General features: G+C 47.6%; 24 protein-coding genes and 1 tRNA gene. 3 read left to right on the top strand and 22 right to left on the bottom strand.

What is annotated here, in order from left to right; translation table 11 throughout:
- Positions 1-376 precede the first annotated feature (376 nt).
- The gene (locus NSU01_RS26340) at positions 377-793 is read left to right on the top strand and encodes a VOC family protein (protein WP_076243882.1); all 417 of its coding nucleotides are present in this window, start codon (positions 377-379) and stop codon (positions 791-793) included.
- A gap of 423 nt (positions 794-1,216) precedes the next feature.
- On the opposite strand, the gene NSU01_RS26345 is transcribed toward NSU01_RS26340, so the two are convergent.
- From NSU01_RS26345 to NSU01_RS26355, 3 genes are all read right to left on the bottom strand, one after another.
- A tRNA-Met gene (locus tag NSU01_RS26345) sits at positions 1,217-1,280 on the bottom strand.
- A gap of 314 nt (positions 1,281-1,594) precedes the next feature.
- A complete protein-coding gene (locus NSU01_RS26350; RefSeq protein WP_076243885.1) occupies positions 1,595-2,323 on the bottom strand; it encodes a DUF6602 domain-containing protein in 729 nt (242 codons plus the stop codon).
- Between the two features lie 10 nt (positions 2,324-2,333).
- Positions 2,334-3,095 (bottom strand): nucleotidyltransferase domain-containing protein, encoded by a 762-nt coding sequence (locus tag NSU01_RS26355; protein WP_076243887.1) that lies wholly within the window; start codon positions 3,093-3,095, stop codon positions 2,334-2,336.
- A gap of 605 nt (positions 3,096-3,700) precedes the next feature.
- Here NSU01_RS26355 and NSU01_RS26360 point away from each other — a divergent pair.
- Both NSU01_RS26360 and NSU01_RS26365 read left to right on the top strand, forming a co-directional pair.
- Positions 3,701-3,889 (top strand): type II toxin-antitoxin system HicA family toxin, encoded by a 189-nt coding sequence (locus NSU01_RS26360; RefSeq protein WP_256703862.1) that lies wholly within the window; start codon positions 3,701-3,703, stop codon positions 3,887-3,889.
- Positions 3,890-3,951: 62 nt separating this feature from the next.
- The gene (locus NSU01_RS26365; RefSeq protein ID WP_083705508.1) at positions 3,952-4,374 is read left to right on the top strand and encodes a type II toxin-antitoxin system HicB family antitoxin; all 423 of its coding nucleotides are present in this window, start codon (positions 3,952-3,954) and stop codon (positions 4,372-4,374) included.
- A gap of 93 nt (positions 4,375-4,467) precedes the next feature.
- Here NSU01_RS26365 and NSU01_RS26370 read toward each other — a convergent pair whose 3' ends face one another.
- The 19 genes from NSU01_RS26370 to NSU01_RS26460 form a co-directional block, all read right to left on the bottom strand.
- Positions 4,468-4,854, bottom strand: a complete 387-nt coding sequence (locus tag NSU01_RS26370; protein WP_076243892.1) for a hypothetical protein — start codon at positions 4,852-4,854, stop codon at positions 4,468-4,470.
- Between the two features lie 80 nt (positions 4,855-4,934).
- A complete protein-coding gene (locus NSU01_RS26375) occupies positions 4,935-5,168 on the bottom strand; it encodes a hypothetical protein (RefSeq protein WP_144026076.1) in 234 nt (77 codons plus the stop codon).
- A gap of 272 nt (positions 5,169-5,440) precedes the next feature.
- Positions 5,441-5,650, bottom strand: coding sequence for a hypothetical protein (locus NSU01_RS26380; protein ID WP_076243898.1), 210 nt, complete (start codon positions 5,648-5,650; stop codon positions 5,441-5,443).
- A 2-nt stretch (positions 5,651-5,652) separates the two neighbouring features.
- Positions 5,653-6,492 (bottom strand): M15 family metallopeptidase, encoded by an 840-nt coding sequence (locus NSU01_RS26385; protein ID WP_256703852.1) that lies wholly within the window; start codon positions 6,490-6,492, stop codon positions 5,653-5,655.
- Positions 6,493-6,503: 11 nt separating this feature from the next.
- Positions 6,504-7,013: a phage holin family protein gene (locus NSU01_RS26390; protein ID WP_083705509.1), complete on the bottom strand. Its 510-nt coding sequence runs from the start codon at positions 7,011-7,013 to the stop codon at positions 6,504-6,506.
- Between the two features lie 92 nt (positions 7,014-7,105).
- On the bottom strand, positions 7,106-7,210 hold the full coding sequence (locus NSU01_RS26395) for a CD1375 family protein (protein ID WP_218639447.1): 105 nt from the start codon (positions 7,208-7,210) through the stop codon (positions 7,106-7,108).
- Positions 7,203-7,727 carry a hypothetical protein gene (locus NSU01_RS26400; RefSeq protein ID WP_076243903.1) on the bottom strand — a complete coding sequence of 175 codons (525 nt, stop codon included), beginning with the start codon at positions 7,725-7,727 and terminating at the stop codon, positions 7,203-7,205. The genes NSU01_RS26395 and NSU01_RS26400 overlap by 8 nt, the downstream gene beginning before the upstream one ends.
- A gap of 15 nt (positions 7,728-7,742) precedes the next feature.
- Positions 7,743-10,853, bottom strand: a complete 3,111-nt coding sequence (locus tag NSU01_RS26405) for a hypothetical protein (RefSeq protein WP_076243906.1) — start codon at positions 10,851-10,853, stop codon at positions 7,743-7,745.
- Between the two features lie 11 nt (positions 10,854-10,864).
- Positions 10,865-11,506 carry a hypothetical protein gene (locus NSU01_RS26410; protein ID WP_076243909.1) on the bottom strand — a complete coding sequence of 214 codons (642 nt, stop codon included), beginning with the start codon at positions 11,504-11,506 and terminating at the stop codon, positions 10,865-10,867.
- Positions 11,499-12,674 (bottom strand): baseplate J/gp47 family protein, encoded by a 1,176-nt coding sequence (locus NSU01_RS26415; protein WP_076243912.1) that lies wholly within the window; start codon positions 12,672-12,674, stop codon positions 11,499-11,501. The genes NSU01_RS26410 and NSU01_RS26415 overlap by 8 nt, the downstream gene beginning before the upstream one ends.
- A complete protein-coding gene (locus NSU01_RS26420) occupies positions 12,664-13,029 on the bottom strand; it encodes a DUF2634 domain-containing protein (protein ID WP_076243915.1) in 366 nt (121 codons plus the stop codon). The genes NSU01_RS26415 and NSU01_RS26420 overlap by 11 nt, the downstream gene beginning before the upstream one ends.
- Positions 13,017-13,430: a Gp138 family membrane-puncturing spike protein gene (locus NSU01_RS26425; protein WP_076243918.1), complete on the bottom strand. Its 414-nt coding sequence runs from the start codon at positions 13,428-13,430 to the stop codon at positions 13,017-13,019. Before NSU01_RS26425 ends, NSU01_RS26420 begins: the two co-directional genes overlap by 13 nt.
- Positions 13,427-14,221, bottom strand: a complete 795-nt coding sequence (locus NSU01_RS26430) for a hypothetical protein (RefSeq protein WP_076243921.1) — start codon at positions 14,219-14,221, stop codon at positions 13,427-13,429. Before NSU01_RS26430 ends, NSU01_RS26425 begins: the two co-directional genes overlap by 4 nt.
- A complete protein-coding gene (locus NSU01_RS26435; protein ID WP_076243924.1) occupies positions 14,214-14,534 on the bottom strand; it encodes a hypothetical protein in 321 nt (106 codons plus the stop codon). Before NSU01_RS26435 ends, NSU01_RS26430 begins: the two co-directional genes overlap by 8 nt.
- 8 nt (positions 14,535-14,542) lie before the next feature.
- The gene (locus NSU01_RS26440) at positions 14,543-15,079 is read right to left on the bottom strand and encodes a phage baseplate protein (RefSeq protein ID WP_076243927.1); all 537 of its coding nucleotides are present in this window, start codon (positions 15,077-15,079) and stop codon (positions 14,543-14,545) included.
- A complete protein-coding gene (locus tag NSU01_RS26445; protein WP_076243930.1) occupies positions 15,066-17,594 on the bottom strand; it encodes a phage tail tape measure protein in 2,529 nt (842 codons plus the stop codon). Before NSU01_RS26445 ends, NSU01_RS26440 begins: the two co-directional genes overlap by 14 nt.
- A 50-nt stretch (positions 17,595-17,644) precedes the next feature.
- Positions 17,645-17,836: a hypothetical protein gene (locus NSU01_RS26450; protein ID WP_144026077.1), complete on the bottom strand. Its 192-nt coding sequence runs from the start codon at positions 17,834-17,836 to the stop codon at positions 17,645-17,647.
- Positions 17,820-18,116 (bottom strand): hypothetical protein, encoded by a 297-nt coding sequence (locus NSU01_RS26455; RefSeq protein ID WP_076243933.1) that lies wholly within the window; start codon positions 18,114-18,116, stop codon positions 17,820-17,822. Before NSU01_RS26455 ends, NSU01_RS26450 begins: the two co-directional genes overlap by 17 nt.
- A 29-nt stretch (positions 18,117-18,145) precedes the next feature.
- Complete coding sequence (locus NSU01_RS26460; protein WP_083705510.1) at positions 18,146-18,544, bottom strand: phage protein; 399 nt, start codon at positions 18,542-18,544, stop codon at positions 18,146-18,148.
- Positions 18,545-18,553 lie beyond the last annotated feature (9 nt).

Raw genomic sequence — 18,553 nt, forward strand, 5'->3', positions numbered from 1 at the left:
ATGCTCATTGGACATGGCTAATTCTCCCCACTAAAAAATTTTCGGCTGTTGAGCTGTAGCGTTATTTGTGTCCCACAAATTCGCAGGTCTATCCGAATCCGGCATGACAAGTCGTACAGAACAAACGGATCGCCGGTACATGCAGATAGGATTTCCTCTTGAAGACCGACAGATGGCTCATTGTGATTAACAAGCAGAATCTGGCTTACGTGTAACTCTGGTATGTTGAGAAGTTCGTTGATATACTGGGTTTGCATTTTACAATAATACAGGAGTGGCAGGAATCAAGTAGACCGATGAATTCCCGGATTGGCTTTCGTCTAAATAAACGAAGGCATCAATGACAACAAACCATTTTGAAGATGAGGTGTTAAAAATGGTATTAATGTCCACATTCACGAGCTTCAATCTGCCTGTAAACAACGTAGAACAGTCGAAGGCGTTCTTCACCGGACTCGGATTCGAGCTCAACCCGCAATTCCCCGATAATGAGAATTCGGTAGCCATCGTGATCGGCGACAACCTGCAGATCATGCTGCTCACCAAAGAACTATTAAAGTCGCTCACGCAGAAGGAAACCGTTGATACGGAAAAGTATGCGCAAATGACGATCGCACTCACCTTCGAGAGCCGAGAAAAGGTGGATGAAATCGTGAATACTGCGGTCTCCTTGGGCGGGAAATCGTACGAAGAGCCTGAGGACTATGGATTCATGTATCATTGGGCCTTCGAGGACTTGGACGGCCATATGTGGGCAATCAACTACATGAACACGGATGCCGCTCAAGGTTAAGGATAACGGAGAGCGCACTGATACTTGGATTAACAAGGGAAGACGACGGGTGCCTTCCCCGGCGTCTTTTTTGCGACAGGGTTATTTTATGTATGCTCTTAATTCAAATCGTTGACCGCACGAACCGCGCACCATAGATTGATTTTCCTATACTTTTTTTCTTAAGGAAGGCCATGCTGAGGATATAAAGTGGCTTACTTTAAAGCGGCTTACCCATAAAGGCGGCGATTCTGAAATCACGCAGGATAACCAAAATAAATATGATGTAAAAATCGAGTTTAAAGCTTGAACCTGTGGAATATAAGTCTCCGTTAGCTATTCCGTTAGCATCTCAAAATTATGACCTTACCCCACTCAAGCCTATTCGCTCCGCCGACTCTATAAACAGCAAAAAACCCTTACAGGGTAAGGGTTTTAGTGAAGTGGGCCCTACAGGACTCGAACCTGTGACCAATCGGTTATGAGCCGACCGCTCTAACCAACTGATATAGGGGAAAGGGATAAATGCATTAAACTCTATTCACTAATCATTGATATTATTGGGATTAGCTATTATGGAATAAACTGAATTATAAAGAGTTAGTGACCAAATTTGTGACCAATAAATCCTGGAGAAATCCAGGGTTTATTTCCTGTTCAATCAACTCTATCCAACTGAGCTTGGGGAAAGGTTAATCTATGTTAAATTATGTTCCTAAACGATGATTAACACAGTGTTTTCAAGATATATATTTATATCCGTTTCGTTCAGTTCGTTTACAAATTCGTTAGCATAATAATGTTCCAACATCGATTAGTTTGTTAAATTGAGTCAAGTGCTTGACTATATAAATCAATATCCATAGCAGGAGCGGTCCCTAGGTTTTGTAGTTGAGTAAACAATTTAATAAAAAAGAAAATCAATGTTTCTTCACTTGAACTGGTATCAAATGTCCCATCCGGTTTTAAGAGAAATGAACCGCTGTCTAATGCACAGCCGATGTTGAGTCGTTGCCACGGCTTTAACGCTTCAGTCACTTCCTGAAACGGCTTTCCGAATGGTGGAGTCCAGTCGGAAGATGTGGTAATTATGCCCGCCACGATGTCGAAAACCGGTCTTGGTGGATAAGTCCCACCAGCGTGAACAATAGGTACGGACGTACGCTTGAGCGCTCGGACAGACTCTGCTTTCTCAGCCGCATACTCGATGTGCTGTTTGTTTAGTGTTTGCTTTACTTCAAAAATTGCATATACACTCTCTGCAGGTATGTACTTAATACCAGCATGGCAAAAGACAAAGGGTGAGTACTGTTGGTCGTAAATGACAAGATCAATCTGATCACTGCGTGCACCAGTATTATCCACAATAAAGGCTTTGTCTACACAATATCGGTTCGGTAAATAAGTCCCAAGAAACTCAATCCAACTTAATTCAACCGCATCTCCTTTGGTTGGGGCATGTGTAACATGCTTTCGTATTAAACGTAGTCTCATAAGCATTTCTTGCTGCATTTCAAGAAACAGTTCTTTCATATTCACTTTATTAGTCATAATTCACCTCCTACCAAATTATGTATTTCCAGTATTTCTGAGAACGGCTTTCTCTCGCCTTTTTCTGAATAGCTTCTTTCTCATATTTATATAAGTCTTCGGAAATGATATTGTTTGTATTCGCAGGGTCAATGACCTTTTTTCCTATGAATTCATCCCCCAGATATTCCAATAATAATAAAAAGTTGTTTGCGGGAGTGTTTTTATTCTTGCCTCTTAACGCTTCAATAACGGTTAATTCCAAATAGATCGACGGGAATTCTAGTTTGTGTAGCTTACGCCAAATCTTCAACATTACAATCTCTGATATCCTACCAGAATTCTGCACCTTGTTAATATGTTCAATTATATTAGTTTGAGTCCATGTATCCCTTTTGTTGATGTAAAGACTGTGGTCATTTGTGTTTCCAGGTCTCTTCTTAGCTGGACACAAATCGATTTGCATTCCAGAAATGTTCACACCAATCGAAACATTTTGTTTTCGCGCTTTATATCCCGCAGAGTCAATATAATTATACAGCGAATCGTAAATCTCCTTGAGAGTAATATCTGTTGTTGATTTTAGCGAAATAAACAAATCAAGGTCTGAAGACAGCTTGATCGCGGTACCTTTAACCCTAGAACCTGATAGGTAAATTCCGTTTAGAAATTCCCCAGCCCATTTGGAGATATGTTGCACTAACGGATCTATCACATTCTTCTGGGTCGATGCATCAATTACAGATTGGATATGATATTTGTTTTTAATCGTTAGCACGTATTTATCCGGCATGCTTACCTCCAAAAATGAATTGTTTTAGAATTATAATCACTTTTACTTAATTTTACTTTTACACAAGTTTCCTATACTCAACCTATTTTAGTCAACGCTTAACCTCACTTGTTGCAATATTCTGCCGGTTAGTTTAAGAACGTATTGTCAGTTAAAGACTATATTTTAAGTTCATAGATTCCAAAAAGTCTTAGATAGACTCTACTATAGTACAAAATGGTACACATATAATATCTACCTATACTAGAAAAAGAAAAAGAACCGTTCAGGGATTTCCTGAGACTCATTTTGCATTTTGTTATCTTTCAATAACAATCTTTATTCATCAACCGACCAGCGCATTACGAGTGCGGAACACATGGGTTTCACAGGTGTTTATTAGGTTCTATTAGCTTTCAATTGCACATTGTAGCACGTATAAGGTTCTATAGATATCATTAAGGTTTTTCATGATGGTAGAAGAATGGGTAGAAGCGATGAATATAGAACAATTATAGTAACACGCATTATAATGCGTATATAATTATTGACACGCATTATAATGCGTGTTATAATCAATTCAGAAGGGAGGGGAGCGATTGGGAAAACAAGTTACAGTAAGGGAAATGCTTAAAGCCTTGAAAGACGCCGGATTCATACCTTCACCTAATCACGGCGGACGTGGAAGCCATCAACGGTACATACACCGTACAGACCCTACGCGATACGCCGACATAAGCGTCCACGCTCAAGGACAGGTTATTCCGAAAGGAACTCTAAAAAGCATCGAACGAACTTCCGGGGTTGAGTTTTAACCCCGGGGTTTTCCCCTATCCCCTCCCACAAGTGATAGATAAAATAAAGGAGTGTGAACGTTTTGGCAAACCTTGTGCATCGTTATATTTACCCTGTAGTTGCTGAACAAGGCGAAGACAGAGGGTTTGGACTTTACTTTCCTGATTTTCCGGGAACAGCAATACTTGCACCTGACATCCAAACAGCTGTCAGAGATGCAAAAGATACATTAGTCGATTTAATGCTGGAACTAGAAGACAAAGGAGAAACACCTCCAATTCCTTCGGACCCTGATCAAATTAATTTAGAAGATCCATCAGACAAGATTATTTTTATTGATGTGTATATGCCTCCATTTCGCGACGAAGCAGCGAATAAGTCTGTAACTAAGAATTGCACGCTGCCAAAGTGGTTGCGCGAAGCTGCGGACGAGGCCGGTTTGAACTTTTCTCAGATTCTCCAGAGCGGTCTTAAGGAAGCCTTAGGGTTAGAAAAACGTCAATGAACGAATGTTGTGTAAAGACGCACAATAAAAACAAGCCGTACCGCTGATTTAACGGTACGACTTGTTTTTATGCATCTACTCAACAGAAAGGCTTTATTCCCTATTCCAAACTTGTGTGGAACCCTCTTCCCCTTGGTTATCAAATGACTGAAGCGATAAAGTATCATCTTCAGGATTATAGGTTAAGGTCATTTCATACCACTGACCAGCGTCCCCTAAATCATACAGATCATACTCGTTTTCCTTCACTTTTATCACATCGCGCCATTTAACATTCCCTTGAGTAAAGATTCCTTTTTCATCTGCTTTGGTCACTTTTCCCCGGTAATCGCCATTATCTAGTTTCTCCAGGGTAACTTTCATACCTTTAAACTGAGAATCATCATTTCTCACCCAGTCACCGGCCATACCACTTTTCGAGCTAGAACAGGCAGTTAAAATCAATACAAATATCATAAAAATAAATAATTTTTTTCTCATCTTCCCCTCCAGCAGAGACAATTATTATAAAATATATTTTACTATAATAGTTATCGGCAAAATAGATAAATATTTGCACTCTAATAATGTGTCCAGTACTCTGTGTTCCACACAACAGGTGTATGCTGTGACTTGTTTGCACCTGTCTCTGTCTGTTCTTTATATTTCACGTCCCTTTCCCAAGCCTCAATTACAACGGCGGTTTCCACTGGCTGTTTCTCGTCCCATTCAATATAATGACGTTCGACCAGTTGTAGCATACCCGCCTTGATCGCTCCCGTTCTTCGGCCACTCAGCCGTGCTAATTCTGTCATTGTAGGCATCCGGCGAAAGTGTCCCTTAAATTGATACATAATCCGTAGCAACTTGCGCGGTGTATCCTCAAGCAAATCTACACCCCCAATATAAGAACAATTGTTTGTATTATAACTTCGAGAGCAATTTTTTGGCAATAGCTATATGCCTCGAAACGCAAAAAAAGCCCATCCACCAGTTAAGGTTGACGGGCTTTTGCCGATGCTTTCGGACAACTTCAGATTACTATCAATGGTGCATTTTGTAAATGATATTTTTAGCGTTTTCGGATTTACTCTTTATTGGAATTGCTTGCATCTGTGATTGCCTCTGCCAGCATGTACACGGCGCAGGCTCCCACCGCCGCAATGATCCCTGTAATCTTGACCGCTGTATCATCCGAAGCCCCTACGGCTCCGAGAATCGATGTAGCCAACGCGGCGACCAGCGCCCAAAACTTCCGACTTGCAAGCTTTGCCTTCCAGTCCACTTTGCTTTTCATGATTACTTCGCTCCCTTCTTAAACAGCCCAATCCGATCCATGATCGTAATCATCCGGTAAAAGTCATAGCTGCCGTTTGCCGTGGTGTCCAGATAGCCCGCTGCCTTCGCTGCCTCACAGGCGGACAGCGCCCACTTAGGGATTAAAGGAAGTTTAGCCGCATTCTCCAATTCCGTGATCCGATTGGACAAACCAACGGTTACTTCAGCATGTGCCTTAATAAGCAGCTGCATCGTTTCAAATTCTTTCTTTTCCTGTGCTGTCATTTCTTCGATCGCCTCCATATATTTATCAACTACGGCAAATGCCTTCGCTATCAAAGATACTGCCGGTTTCTTGCCGCCCCGCAGCTGCGTTGTAGTGAGTCCGAACACCATCTGCAGGTGTGGCATGTCCTTAAACGTCCGCCAGTCACCGCCCCACTCAAAGCCTAGCTTCTTGGCCTCTTCCACCACTTCGGACCAATCCGGCAAGCTGTCCTTGTCGTCGTCCCGCAGTGTATCCCAGCACACGGTGCGACCGTCCGGCAGCAGCAATGCAAAATCAAACGCATATCCAAAATTATGATTACTGTATCCGCCCCGGGCATTGGTCACAACGTCCTCTTTAGGTTGCGGCGTTACCTTGGATAGCCCCACGGCGGCAAGCTGCTTCGCGGTCCTTCCCTTGGCGTAAAGGTTGTCTTGCTCGGCATACGTACGTAAACCCTGAGTGATGATAATCTGTACGCCGCGGTTATAGCAGCCTGTAATCAGCGCAATCATTCCAGCCGCTATAACCGGCTGCAGCCCGGGCAGCTTGGAATCTGATTTAAGCTTTACTTGCTCTAAAGTTAGTGACACCTGTATCCCTCCTATGCTGATTGATTATTATCCGGATGATCCGGCTTAGCCGGGTTGTTTTTGGACTTGTCTTCGCTGAGCTGCAGAAGAAAATCTTTAATTCCCTGCGGCAAAGGTATCCCCAGCACCCCGAGATTTTCAACGACAGACAAACCTTCGCGTCCGGCGTAAAAGTAAATGGCAGCCGTCCGGAAGATCGGCGCGCCCGGCTGTATCCAGTCATCCATAAGTGAAGACAACCCCACAACAAACAGCACTACCGCTTTGCGGATGCCTCCCCAAAACATCACATCACTACTCACGGTTTTTGTCTTAATCGCTCCAAGTACGCCAGTACCATAATCGCCCACCATTAAGACGATAAGCACCAGCAGCCCCTTATCCCAACCTCCCAGCATCCCGGTAATCGTCGCCAGTAGCCCCGCCATAGCTGTAACTCCCCCCGTTGCTACTTCGCGGCTCCCGGAGCCTACAGCAGCCGTATATATAATTGTTGATAATTGCTTGATATGATTGAGCATTCCCCCGCTCCCTTCTCCCCCTGTATAAAAAAGCCCCCGAAGCAGCTCCGAGGGCAAAATAAAAGCGCCTCTATGGGCGCATCAGGTAATATCTATTCAACTTCCAGCAGAGCAGCAACATCCGGCCGGATACCCTCCGGTACCTGATCCAGCGTCTTGAGGTTCTTTCGGATCAAGCTTGCATAAACTTTAGCCATTGTCTTGTTCACCTCCCTCTGCAGGTTGTTGTCCTGCCACCACCAGCTCGTACAGCTCCGTAAGTGCAAGCTGCGTATCTGCTGACTCCTGGCGGCTTACCTGCAACTCTTCATAGGTTTCTGTCAGCGCGAGTTGCGCATCCTGCAACTGTGCCTCGGTCGTATTGAGCCGTGCCAATGTGTCCGCAAGCTGCTGCGCGGTGTCTGCGGCTCCGGCCTCCACTGCTTCCAAACGCCCCTCTAACGGGTTAGGCTGCGGGCCAGGATACGTAAATTCAAGGGTGCCGCTGTCTGGATTAACCCGGTAGCTGTCACACTGAGCAAACTCGCGGGAGTACTGGCCGTATTGGAGTTTGAGCACGCCGACTGTCTCCCGGACCCGCTGGGCCAACTCTTTGATGCTCGCAAAGTCCTGGTCTTCTGTGGTCTCCACATAGCCCCGGCCGACATACTCTCCTGTATTGTGGATTACATTGCCGGTTGCTTTGTCATAATAGATTTTCATACCGATTTGCATTATACGTTCCTCCCGTTAATTTAATTTGTAAGCTGTCCAACTGCCTCCAGGCAATATATTACCTGATAGATGGCTGGATAAATTCGTATAAAATCCTTGACTAGTAAACTCGGTGGCCTGAAGACCAGTAGTTATTGTCCCATAACTCTTACTTCGCATAATCAATAAAGAGAACACACTACCTAAAAATGAGATAGTGGACCCGCCTACTTGCTGGGTATCTGTCTCAAAATAAAAAGTAGCATAATCCGGCTGAAAAGGCGCACCACCTGTGTTAAGAGAGGTTCCATACATACCGCTTGAACTTGTATGTTTGGGTCGGTCTACTAACGCACCTGCCACACCATACACCCACACTCCAGCCCGGATATTACTTGGTACGATATTGCCGTCTGCGCGGGCTTGGGCAGCGCTGAGAACAATTTCAGGCGTTCCTTGTCCACTGTTGTTCTGGTAAACCCCTCCGGGGATACGGACAAACAATTGATTTCCATCCCATCCCGCAGATACCGCATTAGTATAAACACCCCGGCGAGGGATGCCTCCCTGTAGTCCAAAGATGTTTATATCCTCGGGGATGTTGGCAGAATTAAAGTCCGGGTCATTTACTCTAATCCACATGTCACCCACAAATGCTGTAGGGATCGGATCATTAGGATCAACCGGGCCGACAAACAAATCCCCCGGAGATCCAGAAGGATTAACCACTGTCCGTTTTGGCCAATGATGATTCGGAGAGCTGCCAGCATCGCCGTTCTGCGAGGTTTTTAATGGAATCACTCCATTTTCTAATCCCGCTTCTCTTCCCACCGTGTATCCTGTAAGTGTTTGCGCAGCTCCTGCTGTTCCATACTCACCTCCTTCACCCTGTAACGTAAAAACTGAACCGTCATAAATGACCGTGTACACGCCGCCCTGTACCAACGGAGGGTTATTCCCGTTTGGCTTTTTAATGGATTTCGCTCCTAGCCCGTTCAGATTAAGCGTGACTGGCCCCGTTGTGGCTACATGAGCTTTGATAGATACCCGCAGCCCGGCGGACAGTGCTGCTGGTGCCGGAGTAATCGAGGCGGCCAATGCTGGAGCAGTACCGGTAGTTACGGCGAAAGCCAAAGAGCCTTGTACCACTTCGGCCAAGGTTCTTCCTGAATGCAGTTCTACACTTGTTCCTTTGTTAAATACGGGGACCGCAGTTTCAGTTATTCCAGCCCCCACATAAGACGGCAGGAAGCTCATATCCCATCCATGAGCCCAGCCATTAATATTGGTGTAACCCGCAACTACTTCCGACAGAGTGATTTTAGGATATCCCCAAATCGTTTCAGGGAACCCGATTAAAATACAGCACTTATTTCCGTCATGAGCAAATCTAACCGAGTTTGATTCTTTAAACGGAGCAGCCCCCGCTATCGTGGCACTAGTACTTAACCACGCCGTTTGTGGAGCATAGGTATAACCTGTTAATAGCAGTTCAAATGCAGACGGCTCTCCTACTGCTAGTGGATTAGTGCTGTGGATCAGTCCTTCAATTTTCAATCTGAGCATTGTATTGGACCAGGAATGGGGCAGTGTGATCTTCAACATGCCTTGAACGTTATCGCCCATGTCAACATTAGCAACATCGTAATATTTCCGAACAGAATTGAAATTGTGTTGCAACGGTCCATCCATGACAGCTCCTGAAGAACTGATTATCCCTTCAGTTGCGATGCCTGGCGCAAAGCTTAACGTATGAGCGAAGTATCCATCCGGAACCGTCCCCGGTCCTGTTTGCCAATCTACAAATTCCCAGCTTGTAGAATCATACATAAATACATTCAGTATAAAACTTAATTGTCCAGTGCTGTAGACTTCCAGGTATGCGCGACTATCAATATAATTAGGTGTCGTAACAATTCTGGCTGCAGTAATTCCTGTAGCTTCTGAAAAATTAGAAAATAGCGTCTGAGTAATAGTTGGCCCTGATCCGTACATGACACCAGCGCTGAATTCTGCAATACCGTGATACCCGGATTGGCTCCAGTCCACTACGAATTTCCCGTAGGTATGAGCAATAAATAGAGGACTCTGTGCAATACGGTACCACCCGGCTCCCGGTAATGTAGTGACGTAATGCTGACGAATATCTGCGGGCATATTTACTACTGGCATTCGGGCATCCCCATCTAATGCCCCCACCCCCCAGGGCGCTCCACGTTGTTCAATGGGTATAGATGCCGCCTTAGCTTCGTCCCGGGCGGAATTTGCCCGTGCTTGAGCGCCCGCTGTCGTTTCAATCTGCTGACCACTTTTAGTAACTGTATCATCCGGTATAACCTGTACTGCCAAGGGTAGCGTTGTGGCGGCACCTGTGTAAAGTTGACCCAGCACAAAAATAGGCATAGTATCGTGTGGGCTTGTGCCTTCCACAAAAACTGAAAATGTATTAGCATCTGCTGACCGTGATTCAATTGAAACCTTCCATTTTCCGGCAACTGAACTCCATTCAAGGTCTGATATGCTTAATTTCCCTCTTATACGACCATTGACATTAATATACTCGCTATCTTGATAATCAATAATTGAACTTGATTGTGTGTGTATGCTAATTCGCTTAGTCAAATTACCTACTGCATTATCATCGTACCATGTGCCGCTAATACTAATATCGAGATACCCTATCACATTACCAGTTACAAATATATCTATTTTTTGGTTAACATTCGAGAATGAAAACCTCCCCAAATCATTCATATAATGGTGTCCGTAGATAGCTCCATTGGCAACTACCTCTGATTCTGCATTCAATGACGCCACACCACCCGCAGCACCCTTTTGTGCCAATGGGATAGATGCCGCTTTTGCTGCTGCCTCTGCTGCGTCAGCCTTAGTCTGTGCTCCCCCAGGTGTTTCCTTTGCGTTCCAGGTTGTACGTTCGGCAGCTGTAAGGTGCCGGGTATTATCTCCGGCATGGGCTGAGAACACACTGCGGATCTCTGCAAGTACTTTATAAGTGCGGTTGAACAACCAGTTAAGCCAACCGGCAGGTGGTTTATCATTGACTTGCCAGCCCGCGGTCTTTTTGGATGGCGGCGGCTCGATCCCTGCCTCTTGCCAATCTGGTAATTGCTCATTAAAATCTGCCAAGCTAATCCCTCCTATATCGGTAACGGATAATCATTACCTGGTACATATACCTCTCCCAGCTCGCCGCCGGTTGTCATCTCCGGGTTCCCTAACCCCAGAGGGCTTGTTTCAAGGACAGCATATTGCGAAGACAGCGCGAACGTTCCGGCCAGCTCGATCTGAGCCACCCTAACGCCAGCCGCTACCGTTTTTTGTATAATGCGTGCAAACTGGAGCGGTGACATCCCGACCTCATTCAGCCGCCTGACCGGCACACGAATCAAATTTATTGCTGCAGGCTCCGGCTCCAGCGGGTCCGAATATTTCTCCTGAATCTTTATATCGCTATAATCACAATCCAGAGCTATTGCCAGTACCGTGATAATCGTATTGATATCCGTTTTGGACAAGTTACGGGCGATTTTGGATTTAAGCAGCACTCGGTACACTTCATCCGTGGCAGCCCCGCGCGGCTGCACGACGTTAGTTCCAATGCGGTCCAACGTCGTACCCTGAGCATTGTCGATGCTGCGCCACTCGCGGATATGAGTAAAGGTATCATCTAGCGCCGCCAGCTCTCCGTGAAGGATGCCGATAAGTTTGCCCAAGTTGCTATTCGGACTTTTGTTGTAGGTATCGGCAAAACGTCTCAGCATATCTTTAAGGCTAAACATCACTTACCACCTCAATATGTGCCGCTGTGGTCTGTGCGACCTCATAAGGCTGGATATCCACGTTGCTACTTCCTTGGAGGCCCGCTACCTTGCCGACGGTTAACACCACATCCTCAACGCCCTCAACGCTGTATACCGCGCTGATTAATCGCGTATATACTACGGGGCTTCCCATGGATAGGCCGTTATAGTAAGAACCGGCCGCATCTGTCCCGCCAATATACCGGATAATTGCACTTCTCACCTGCTCATCACCGTCAGCCGGATACCGATCATTTTTATAAACAGCAACCGATACTTTAATAGCAACTTCGGCGGCACGGGAGAATTTGATGGTATGAATCTGGCCGCTTAGATCCTCCACCTGTTTGCTGATTACTCCGTGTGGCTCGATACCGCCGCTCTTGGTTGTCAGAATGGTTTGTGCAATCTCCTGCTCGTCACCGCCCAATACATACGCCTCAAAAGACTTCGGAGGCCGTCCGGCGCTGTCTGCCGTCATGCGGGTATTTTCAATGATTGTTGCTGCACGTACGGAGGGCATCCGCAGCAGCGCACCGCGCAGCGCATCCACCGACGCCGCGCCACCACCGGCGACAGACTGGTCAAAACGGTTGCGGAACTCGGCGTCCGTCTCCTTCTCACGTCCTCCGCTGGTGGGTGCAGCATTGGTCACGCTGAAAACGTCCGGCACGGGATTGACAACAACGGTAATCATCCCAGCTCCCCAATTGCCGCCGGAGCCAGCTTCCAGTGCCTCGACGGCCACCGAGCCGGAACCGCCAATCAGCGTCACATCGGTTAGTGTCTCAAATACAACCCCGGAGGCCGTTGCCGCCCGGAAGCCCGCAGGCACGACATATCCAGGCGTACCGGTTATTCTCACCTCACCAGTAGCCCATTGCGCCAGAGTGCGGGATATCCCGACCTGCGGCCCTAGCCGGTCCAGGTTGTTTCCCGTGGCCGTCGGGATGTATCCACTATTGTATACGTCCTCGGCTGTACTCCAGATGATGGCAAGAAACCAAGCGAATATCCGAAGGATGATTCCCAGCGGTGACCGAACAGAGGTATTAACCGTATCCCCGAATGCCTCTTTGGCCTTATCTTCCATTTGCGCAAAAAGGTCGTCAAATCGCATCCTCTTAAAGCCTGTGCTATCCAACAACGGTATCTACCCCCTCGATTTTAATAACATCCCCGTTGACTGCCATCGCCGTAAAGTTTGCTGTGGCTGTACGGCGCTGTCGGTCAAAGGTGACGTTCACAGTGTCCACGGTTTGGATGCGTGGCTCTTGCAGCACCCCCGACGTCAGCTCGTCGCGGATCTCTTCTTCTGTGACTCCCTTGCCGGTGATCCGGGCAAAATCAATACCCATATCCGGATCTAGTATCCACTCGCCCTTGTTGGTGCCTAAAGCCAACTCACAACATTGGGCAATCTCATCCGGGCCAGTTATCAGTTGCAGCTCCCCACTTAAAAATATCAGATCACCAGAATCATCCAATTTTAAAGACTGCATGGCATCACCCCCACGATTACCGCATCCATCCGGCTATGCCGTCTGCTCGTGTCCGGAGCCGCGATCTGCCCGGTCAGTGTGTTTTTAATCTCAGCATCGGCGAAAACAACATATACGGTGTCGCCCTGTTCTAGTGCCGGGCGCATGACCGTTTCAAACTCTTGGGGACCCTGGCCGATATCCAATTCAAATTTCATCTTTTGCCCGGTGACAGGTACAGACAGGATCTGCGCCGGTTCGGATCCGGACAGTTTAAGCAAAGGCTGCACAGAGGCCGTCAGTGTCACAGGATCAAAGCTGATCACCTTGCAGGGAAGCGCGACGTTGATACTGTCCGACTGCTTTGCCTTATCTCGATCCAATATGCGGGCCAGCGCTCCGGCCGGGTCTGTTTTACTCACATGATCGCCTCCACCTCTGTAATGAAATCACCTGTGTTTGAAAACTTATGGCTCCCGCTGCGGACGTGCAGCTTACCGGACCACTCCCGGCAGGTTAGATTAATCACCGAAGCCGTGGTAATCCGGCGCTGCAGCTGCGCCTGAATCTTGTATCCCTTGATTCCGTTATCCTCGAAGTATTCCGGGCTGCCGATCAGCCCAGTTGCCGGAGACAGCGCAAAGACCGCATCCGCGCCGCTGCGCAAGTTGCGGACATAGAGCTTGCCTTGATTGATATAGCAGGATGTGCCGCAGTCCTTGCAGACCTCCGTAATAATGTCGGTGACCTTGCCCTTTGCGGTGTATCCGGCCTGGTAACGGTAATCCTGGTTAAGTGTGAGCTGCGCCACCGGCAGGCCGATGTATCCGGCCATTTGCTTAATGATCGCGCTGGCAAGTGTTCCTTTGGCGAAGACGATTTCCGTAACCTCCCGCTTGCTCAGATCCTCGCTATCCAGGACATTAATTGTCGTTACCTTGTCTACGCCCTCCCAGCGCGTCCGCACCACCGATATGCGTCCATGGAGGATCAGGCCAATATCCCCGGTATAGCCTGCATTGACCATCAGCACCCCGTTACGCTTGATGTTATTAATCGTAGTCTGTGCCAAATTCCAAATTCGCAGTTCTGATTCGTTCGGCAATGCGTCATTGTCAAAGGGGATGTTGCCTTCCATCGTATATTTGCTCAGGGCAAAGGACATATTGCCGGTCATGATCTCTGCAACTCGGCCAAAGTTTGTTTTAGCCATCTGTTTCACCGTCCCACACATACAAAAAGACGCTCACACCGAGCGTCTCCCAGGTTGCTTCCTTGCTCTGTTCCGACTGATCCCACACAACGATAGGCAGGTTCGGAAAACGCTGATCCTGAACATCATAAAATAGCGTCTGACCATAAACCAGCTTTTCCCCGTATACCAGGACCTCCCCATCGCGTTCCAGATCTACAGTGAAGAAATCGTAGTCTGGATTATAATGTACCTCAAATGTAAATATCTCAGACGCAATGGAGATATCAAACCGATAGGGGATAAGATCTTTCTCAATTTCAATATATTCCATAACTCACCTCATTTGATGTTACCTGTCCCCCACTTGCTGCCGGACTTGAATTTGACCTTTTCGACCTTATCCTTGTCCTTATCCTTGGCGGCAGCGCCATCTTTAGGCTTGCCAGTGCTGGATTTATCCTTGGTCTGCTTGGTGCCACTGTTTACAATCGGTGCAGCCTGCGCCTTAATGGGAGGCGGCAGCGTATCGACATAGGAAGATGTAGCAATCCGTATCTCGCGCAGTTCCATCGTAAAGGTCATGCCGTCCGCCGTTTTGTAACTTGTCGGCGTTGAAAATCCGGTGATAATGCCAGTAAACGCATTTCGTCCGACATACTTCACAATCTGGCCTTTATCCTTGGCCGTGATGAGATAGGCCCGGGTTTTCGCAGCGTCCGGACCTGAAATCACACCCGACAGGGATATGGTGCGGGCCTGCGCCTGTACATGGTCCACCAGGGAAATACCTTTCTCCACGGGCTGCTCCGTGGCGACAACCGGGAAATCTGGAGACTCTTCTTCTACCGTGATGTATTTCCCATCAATTAGCGCCACTCAGTTCCCCTCCCATAATTCGGGATGCGGATTCCAGTATATCTTGCATTTCTTCACGGATCGCCGCCCGCAAGCTGGCAATTGTCTGATTATCCGCTTGTCCCTGTATATTGATATGAATCACCGGATTCACTTCTGCTTTGCTCGTGTTGTTAGTGGTTCGCGCTGGAGCATTCTCAGGCGTGTACCTGGAATACTCTTCGTTTTCCTTTGCAGTTAGGACGCGTTCCCCTTTGTGTAGTTCTCCGATATATCCATCCCATGGAACATACGAAAGCCCCTTGGCATGACTCCCATCCGGTTTTGCACCTAAAACCGCATCAGTATCTACAGAAACATTCGCAGTAGCCTTAAATCCAAATGTTCTTTTTACGGAACTCATAAAATCTTTCCCCATAGATTCAACTTTAGAAATGAGAGTTGAAGTCATAGAGCTGACACCATTAATTAATCCCTGAATAATGTTTTCGCCAATGTCGAAAAGGTTGATCCCATCAAAGAACCCCGTCACATTGCCCCACAGGTCAGTAACTGCCGTTAAAAGACTCACGCCTTTAACCTTGATCCCACTGACAATCTGGTCCCATATGCCGGTGATCTTATTCCAAACCTTCGTCATGAGGGAGTTGGTGGTATCAAATACCTTGTTCCAGGCCCCCTTAATCACGCCCCTGACGTTTGTTACCGCGCCGGATATGGTGTCGGTGATCTTGTTCCAAATCTCCCGGACTTTGTCCCGCACCGCTGTAAGCATGGACACTGTGGTTGCTCTGATCTTGTCCCAATTTTTATACACCAGGAGAGCAATCATAGTAAACGGTCCACCCAAGACGGCCAGAATCGTGATCCCCCATTTTTTAACGAATGAAGTGACTGCATTGAAGGCGATCATAAAGTACTTCGGAATCGTAACCCTGAAGAAATTCAAAGTGGCCATCGTCGCCGTCTTGATCCCCGCCCACATCTTATCCATGAAGGCCCGGAACTTATCGGAACGCTTGTAGGCGACCACCAGGGCCACACCCAGCCCAACCAGCGCCAAGACGACAAGCATAATCGGGTTCATGGCAAGGACCGCATTAAACGCTGTCTGCACGGCCGTGAATGCCTTCGTGATCCCGCCCCAGGTTTGCGTAGCTAATCCCGCAATCTTGGTTGCCGTGGACACCGTGAACATAATCGTTTTGTAGGTCAACAATGCTGCTGCAATGCCGGAGACAATCGGAATGAATGGCTCCCACTCCACAATCGCTTTACCGACCTCGTAAATCTGCCCGGCTATGTTTTGGATGTCCGGCCAAAGAGCCGCAGCCTGAGCACCAAATTCCTGCAAATAGGGTATTAATGTCTGCACCCAGCCGCTCACCTTTTCAATAGCCATTCCCAGGACAGTGCCGATCAGATCCCCGAAGGCGGCAATTTGCGGCTGATGGCTGGCAATCCACGCCCCCAACATGCTCAGATACGGCAGCAGCTTTTGCCCAATCGGGATCAATATCCCTGTCTCCACATGCCGCTTGAAGTATTGCAACGATTCACCGATGCTCGTAAAACCATTGTTGAGATTAGCCGCTGAGTCCTTGCTTTGATCAAAGCTAGTATTCACATCGTCCAAGGCACTGAAGGCTTTCACGCCAAGCTCCTCGAACATTGTCCCAAACAGTCCGATACCGACAGTATTTTGTTGCACCGGGTCCTCGATGTCTGAAATCATGGATACGATATCTTTAAATGCAGCCTTTGCCGCTGGCCCACCGCTGGAAAAGGTCTTCATCATCTTATTGGCATCTAAGCCCAATGCTTGGAAGGATGCTTCCGCCGTCCCTCCCGCCTCAATGGACAGGATGGAAAATTCATTCATGGCGTCCCCGAGAAGGTCTGTATTTCTCGCTCCGGCTGCTAAGCCATTTGTAAGGTATCCCATGGTGTCTTCCATTGTGAAGCCCATACTTGCAAACGCCTGAGAATACTCGTTGATGGAGTCAAGCATGTCGCCCTGTGTGTTTGTGCCGTTCTCCTGGCCTTGGGTCAGCAGGTTAAACGCTTCGGTACTGGTCACTCCAAAGTTTTTCATGGCAACAGATACCCCAGCAATAGACTCCGTAACGTCCCCGTCAAATTGCCCCGAGTACAGCATCGCTTCGCGGGATGCCGACTCTAGCGCATCGCCTGTAAGCCCTGTTGCCTTGGCTACTGCCGCGATAGAGCCGCCCAGGTCGTCCCAATCCTCACCAAAATTCTGATTGTACAGATTCTTAGCGATTTCCCGAGTAGCTTCCATTTGTTCGGTCGTTTCTCCGGTCGTCATTTGCACATTGGACATTGCGTTTTCAAAATTACTTGCCGCCGACAGAGCGGCCGCTCCAAGTCCAATTAATGCCGTGCCGCCAGCTGCCCCGAGTCCAATCACGCTTTTGGTCAAAAGGCCAACTTTAGAATCTGCCTCATCCAATCCGCTGGAGTTGAATTTAAACCCCACCGCGTACATAAGTGATCCTATAATGCCGCCTGCCATTCGCTCACTCCTTTCCAGCAACAAAAATAGACGCCCCAAAGGGACGCCCGTTACTTGCTCTTATTCAAATCCTTTTGCTGCTTGATATGGATATCCAAAGCCGCGTTTGCCTCTGCAAGATCCTCATCATCCATGATCAGCAAATCGGAATACGTAATCCCCATGTCCGATAGCAGCAAACGCCACTGGCTCCAATTTTCAATCGCGCGGCGTTTGGCTTCGCTCTTACTGATCCTCGGCATCGTCTTCTAGCTCGTCGGCATCGTCTTGCCCAGTGATGAAGGCATACGATTTCCCAATGATCTCAGTCAATTCAGCAAATGATTCGAAATCATCAAGCTTCAGCTTCGGCTCTACCACAACATGCGCAAGCATCTCTTCGGCTAACCGTTCATCGGACGGAATTCCGTGTTTGTTTTTAATGCGATCCGTAATTTTGGTGACCGCGCGCACTCCCGGGAATTGCAAGGTATACGTCTTTCCCGATTTTGTGGTTACAGTTTTCTGTTTGAAATTTGACAATTGAATTACCCCTCTCGAATTTTGGATGATTAGTTCATAGACAAATCAAGGCATTGGAACTCATACGTTTTGTCGCCAGCTTCAGCCCCATACTCCCGGTCCGCAGGCTTTTTGAGATACGCCTGTGTGGATGTATTGGTTTCCTTCGGTGTTCCAGCATAGACGACGGAAACGGGAACCAATTTCCCGCTATTCGCCAAACCGTCCAGGTATGGTACTTGTGGACTGGTGCGCTGCAGTGTGACGGTGATCGTTCCCAAAGGATTGTTCACCTTGCTGCGGGTTACATCCCCCTGAGCACCTACAGCCACTGTAAACTGTTCTTCATCCTTGACGACAGATACCAAATCCTCGCCGTACCCCGTCAAAAAGACGCCACCCACAATGGTGGTGACGTCCATCGGATCATATGTTTTTGGTTCAGCCACTCTTAACCC

Origin of the sequence: Paenibacillus sp. FSL H8-0259, from assembly GCF_037963255.1 — a bacterium.
Taxonomy (GTDB): domain Bacteria; phylum Bacillota; class Bacilli; order Paenibacillales; family Paenibacillaceae; genus Paenibacillus_AQ; species Paenibacillus_AQ phytohabitans.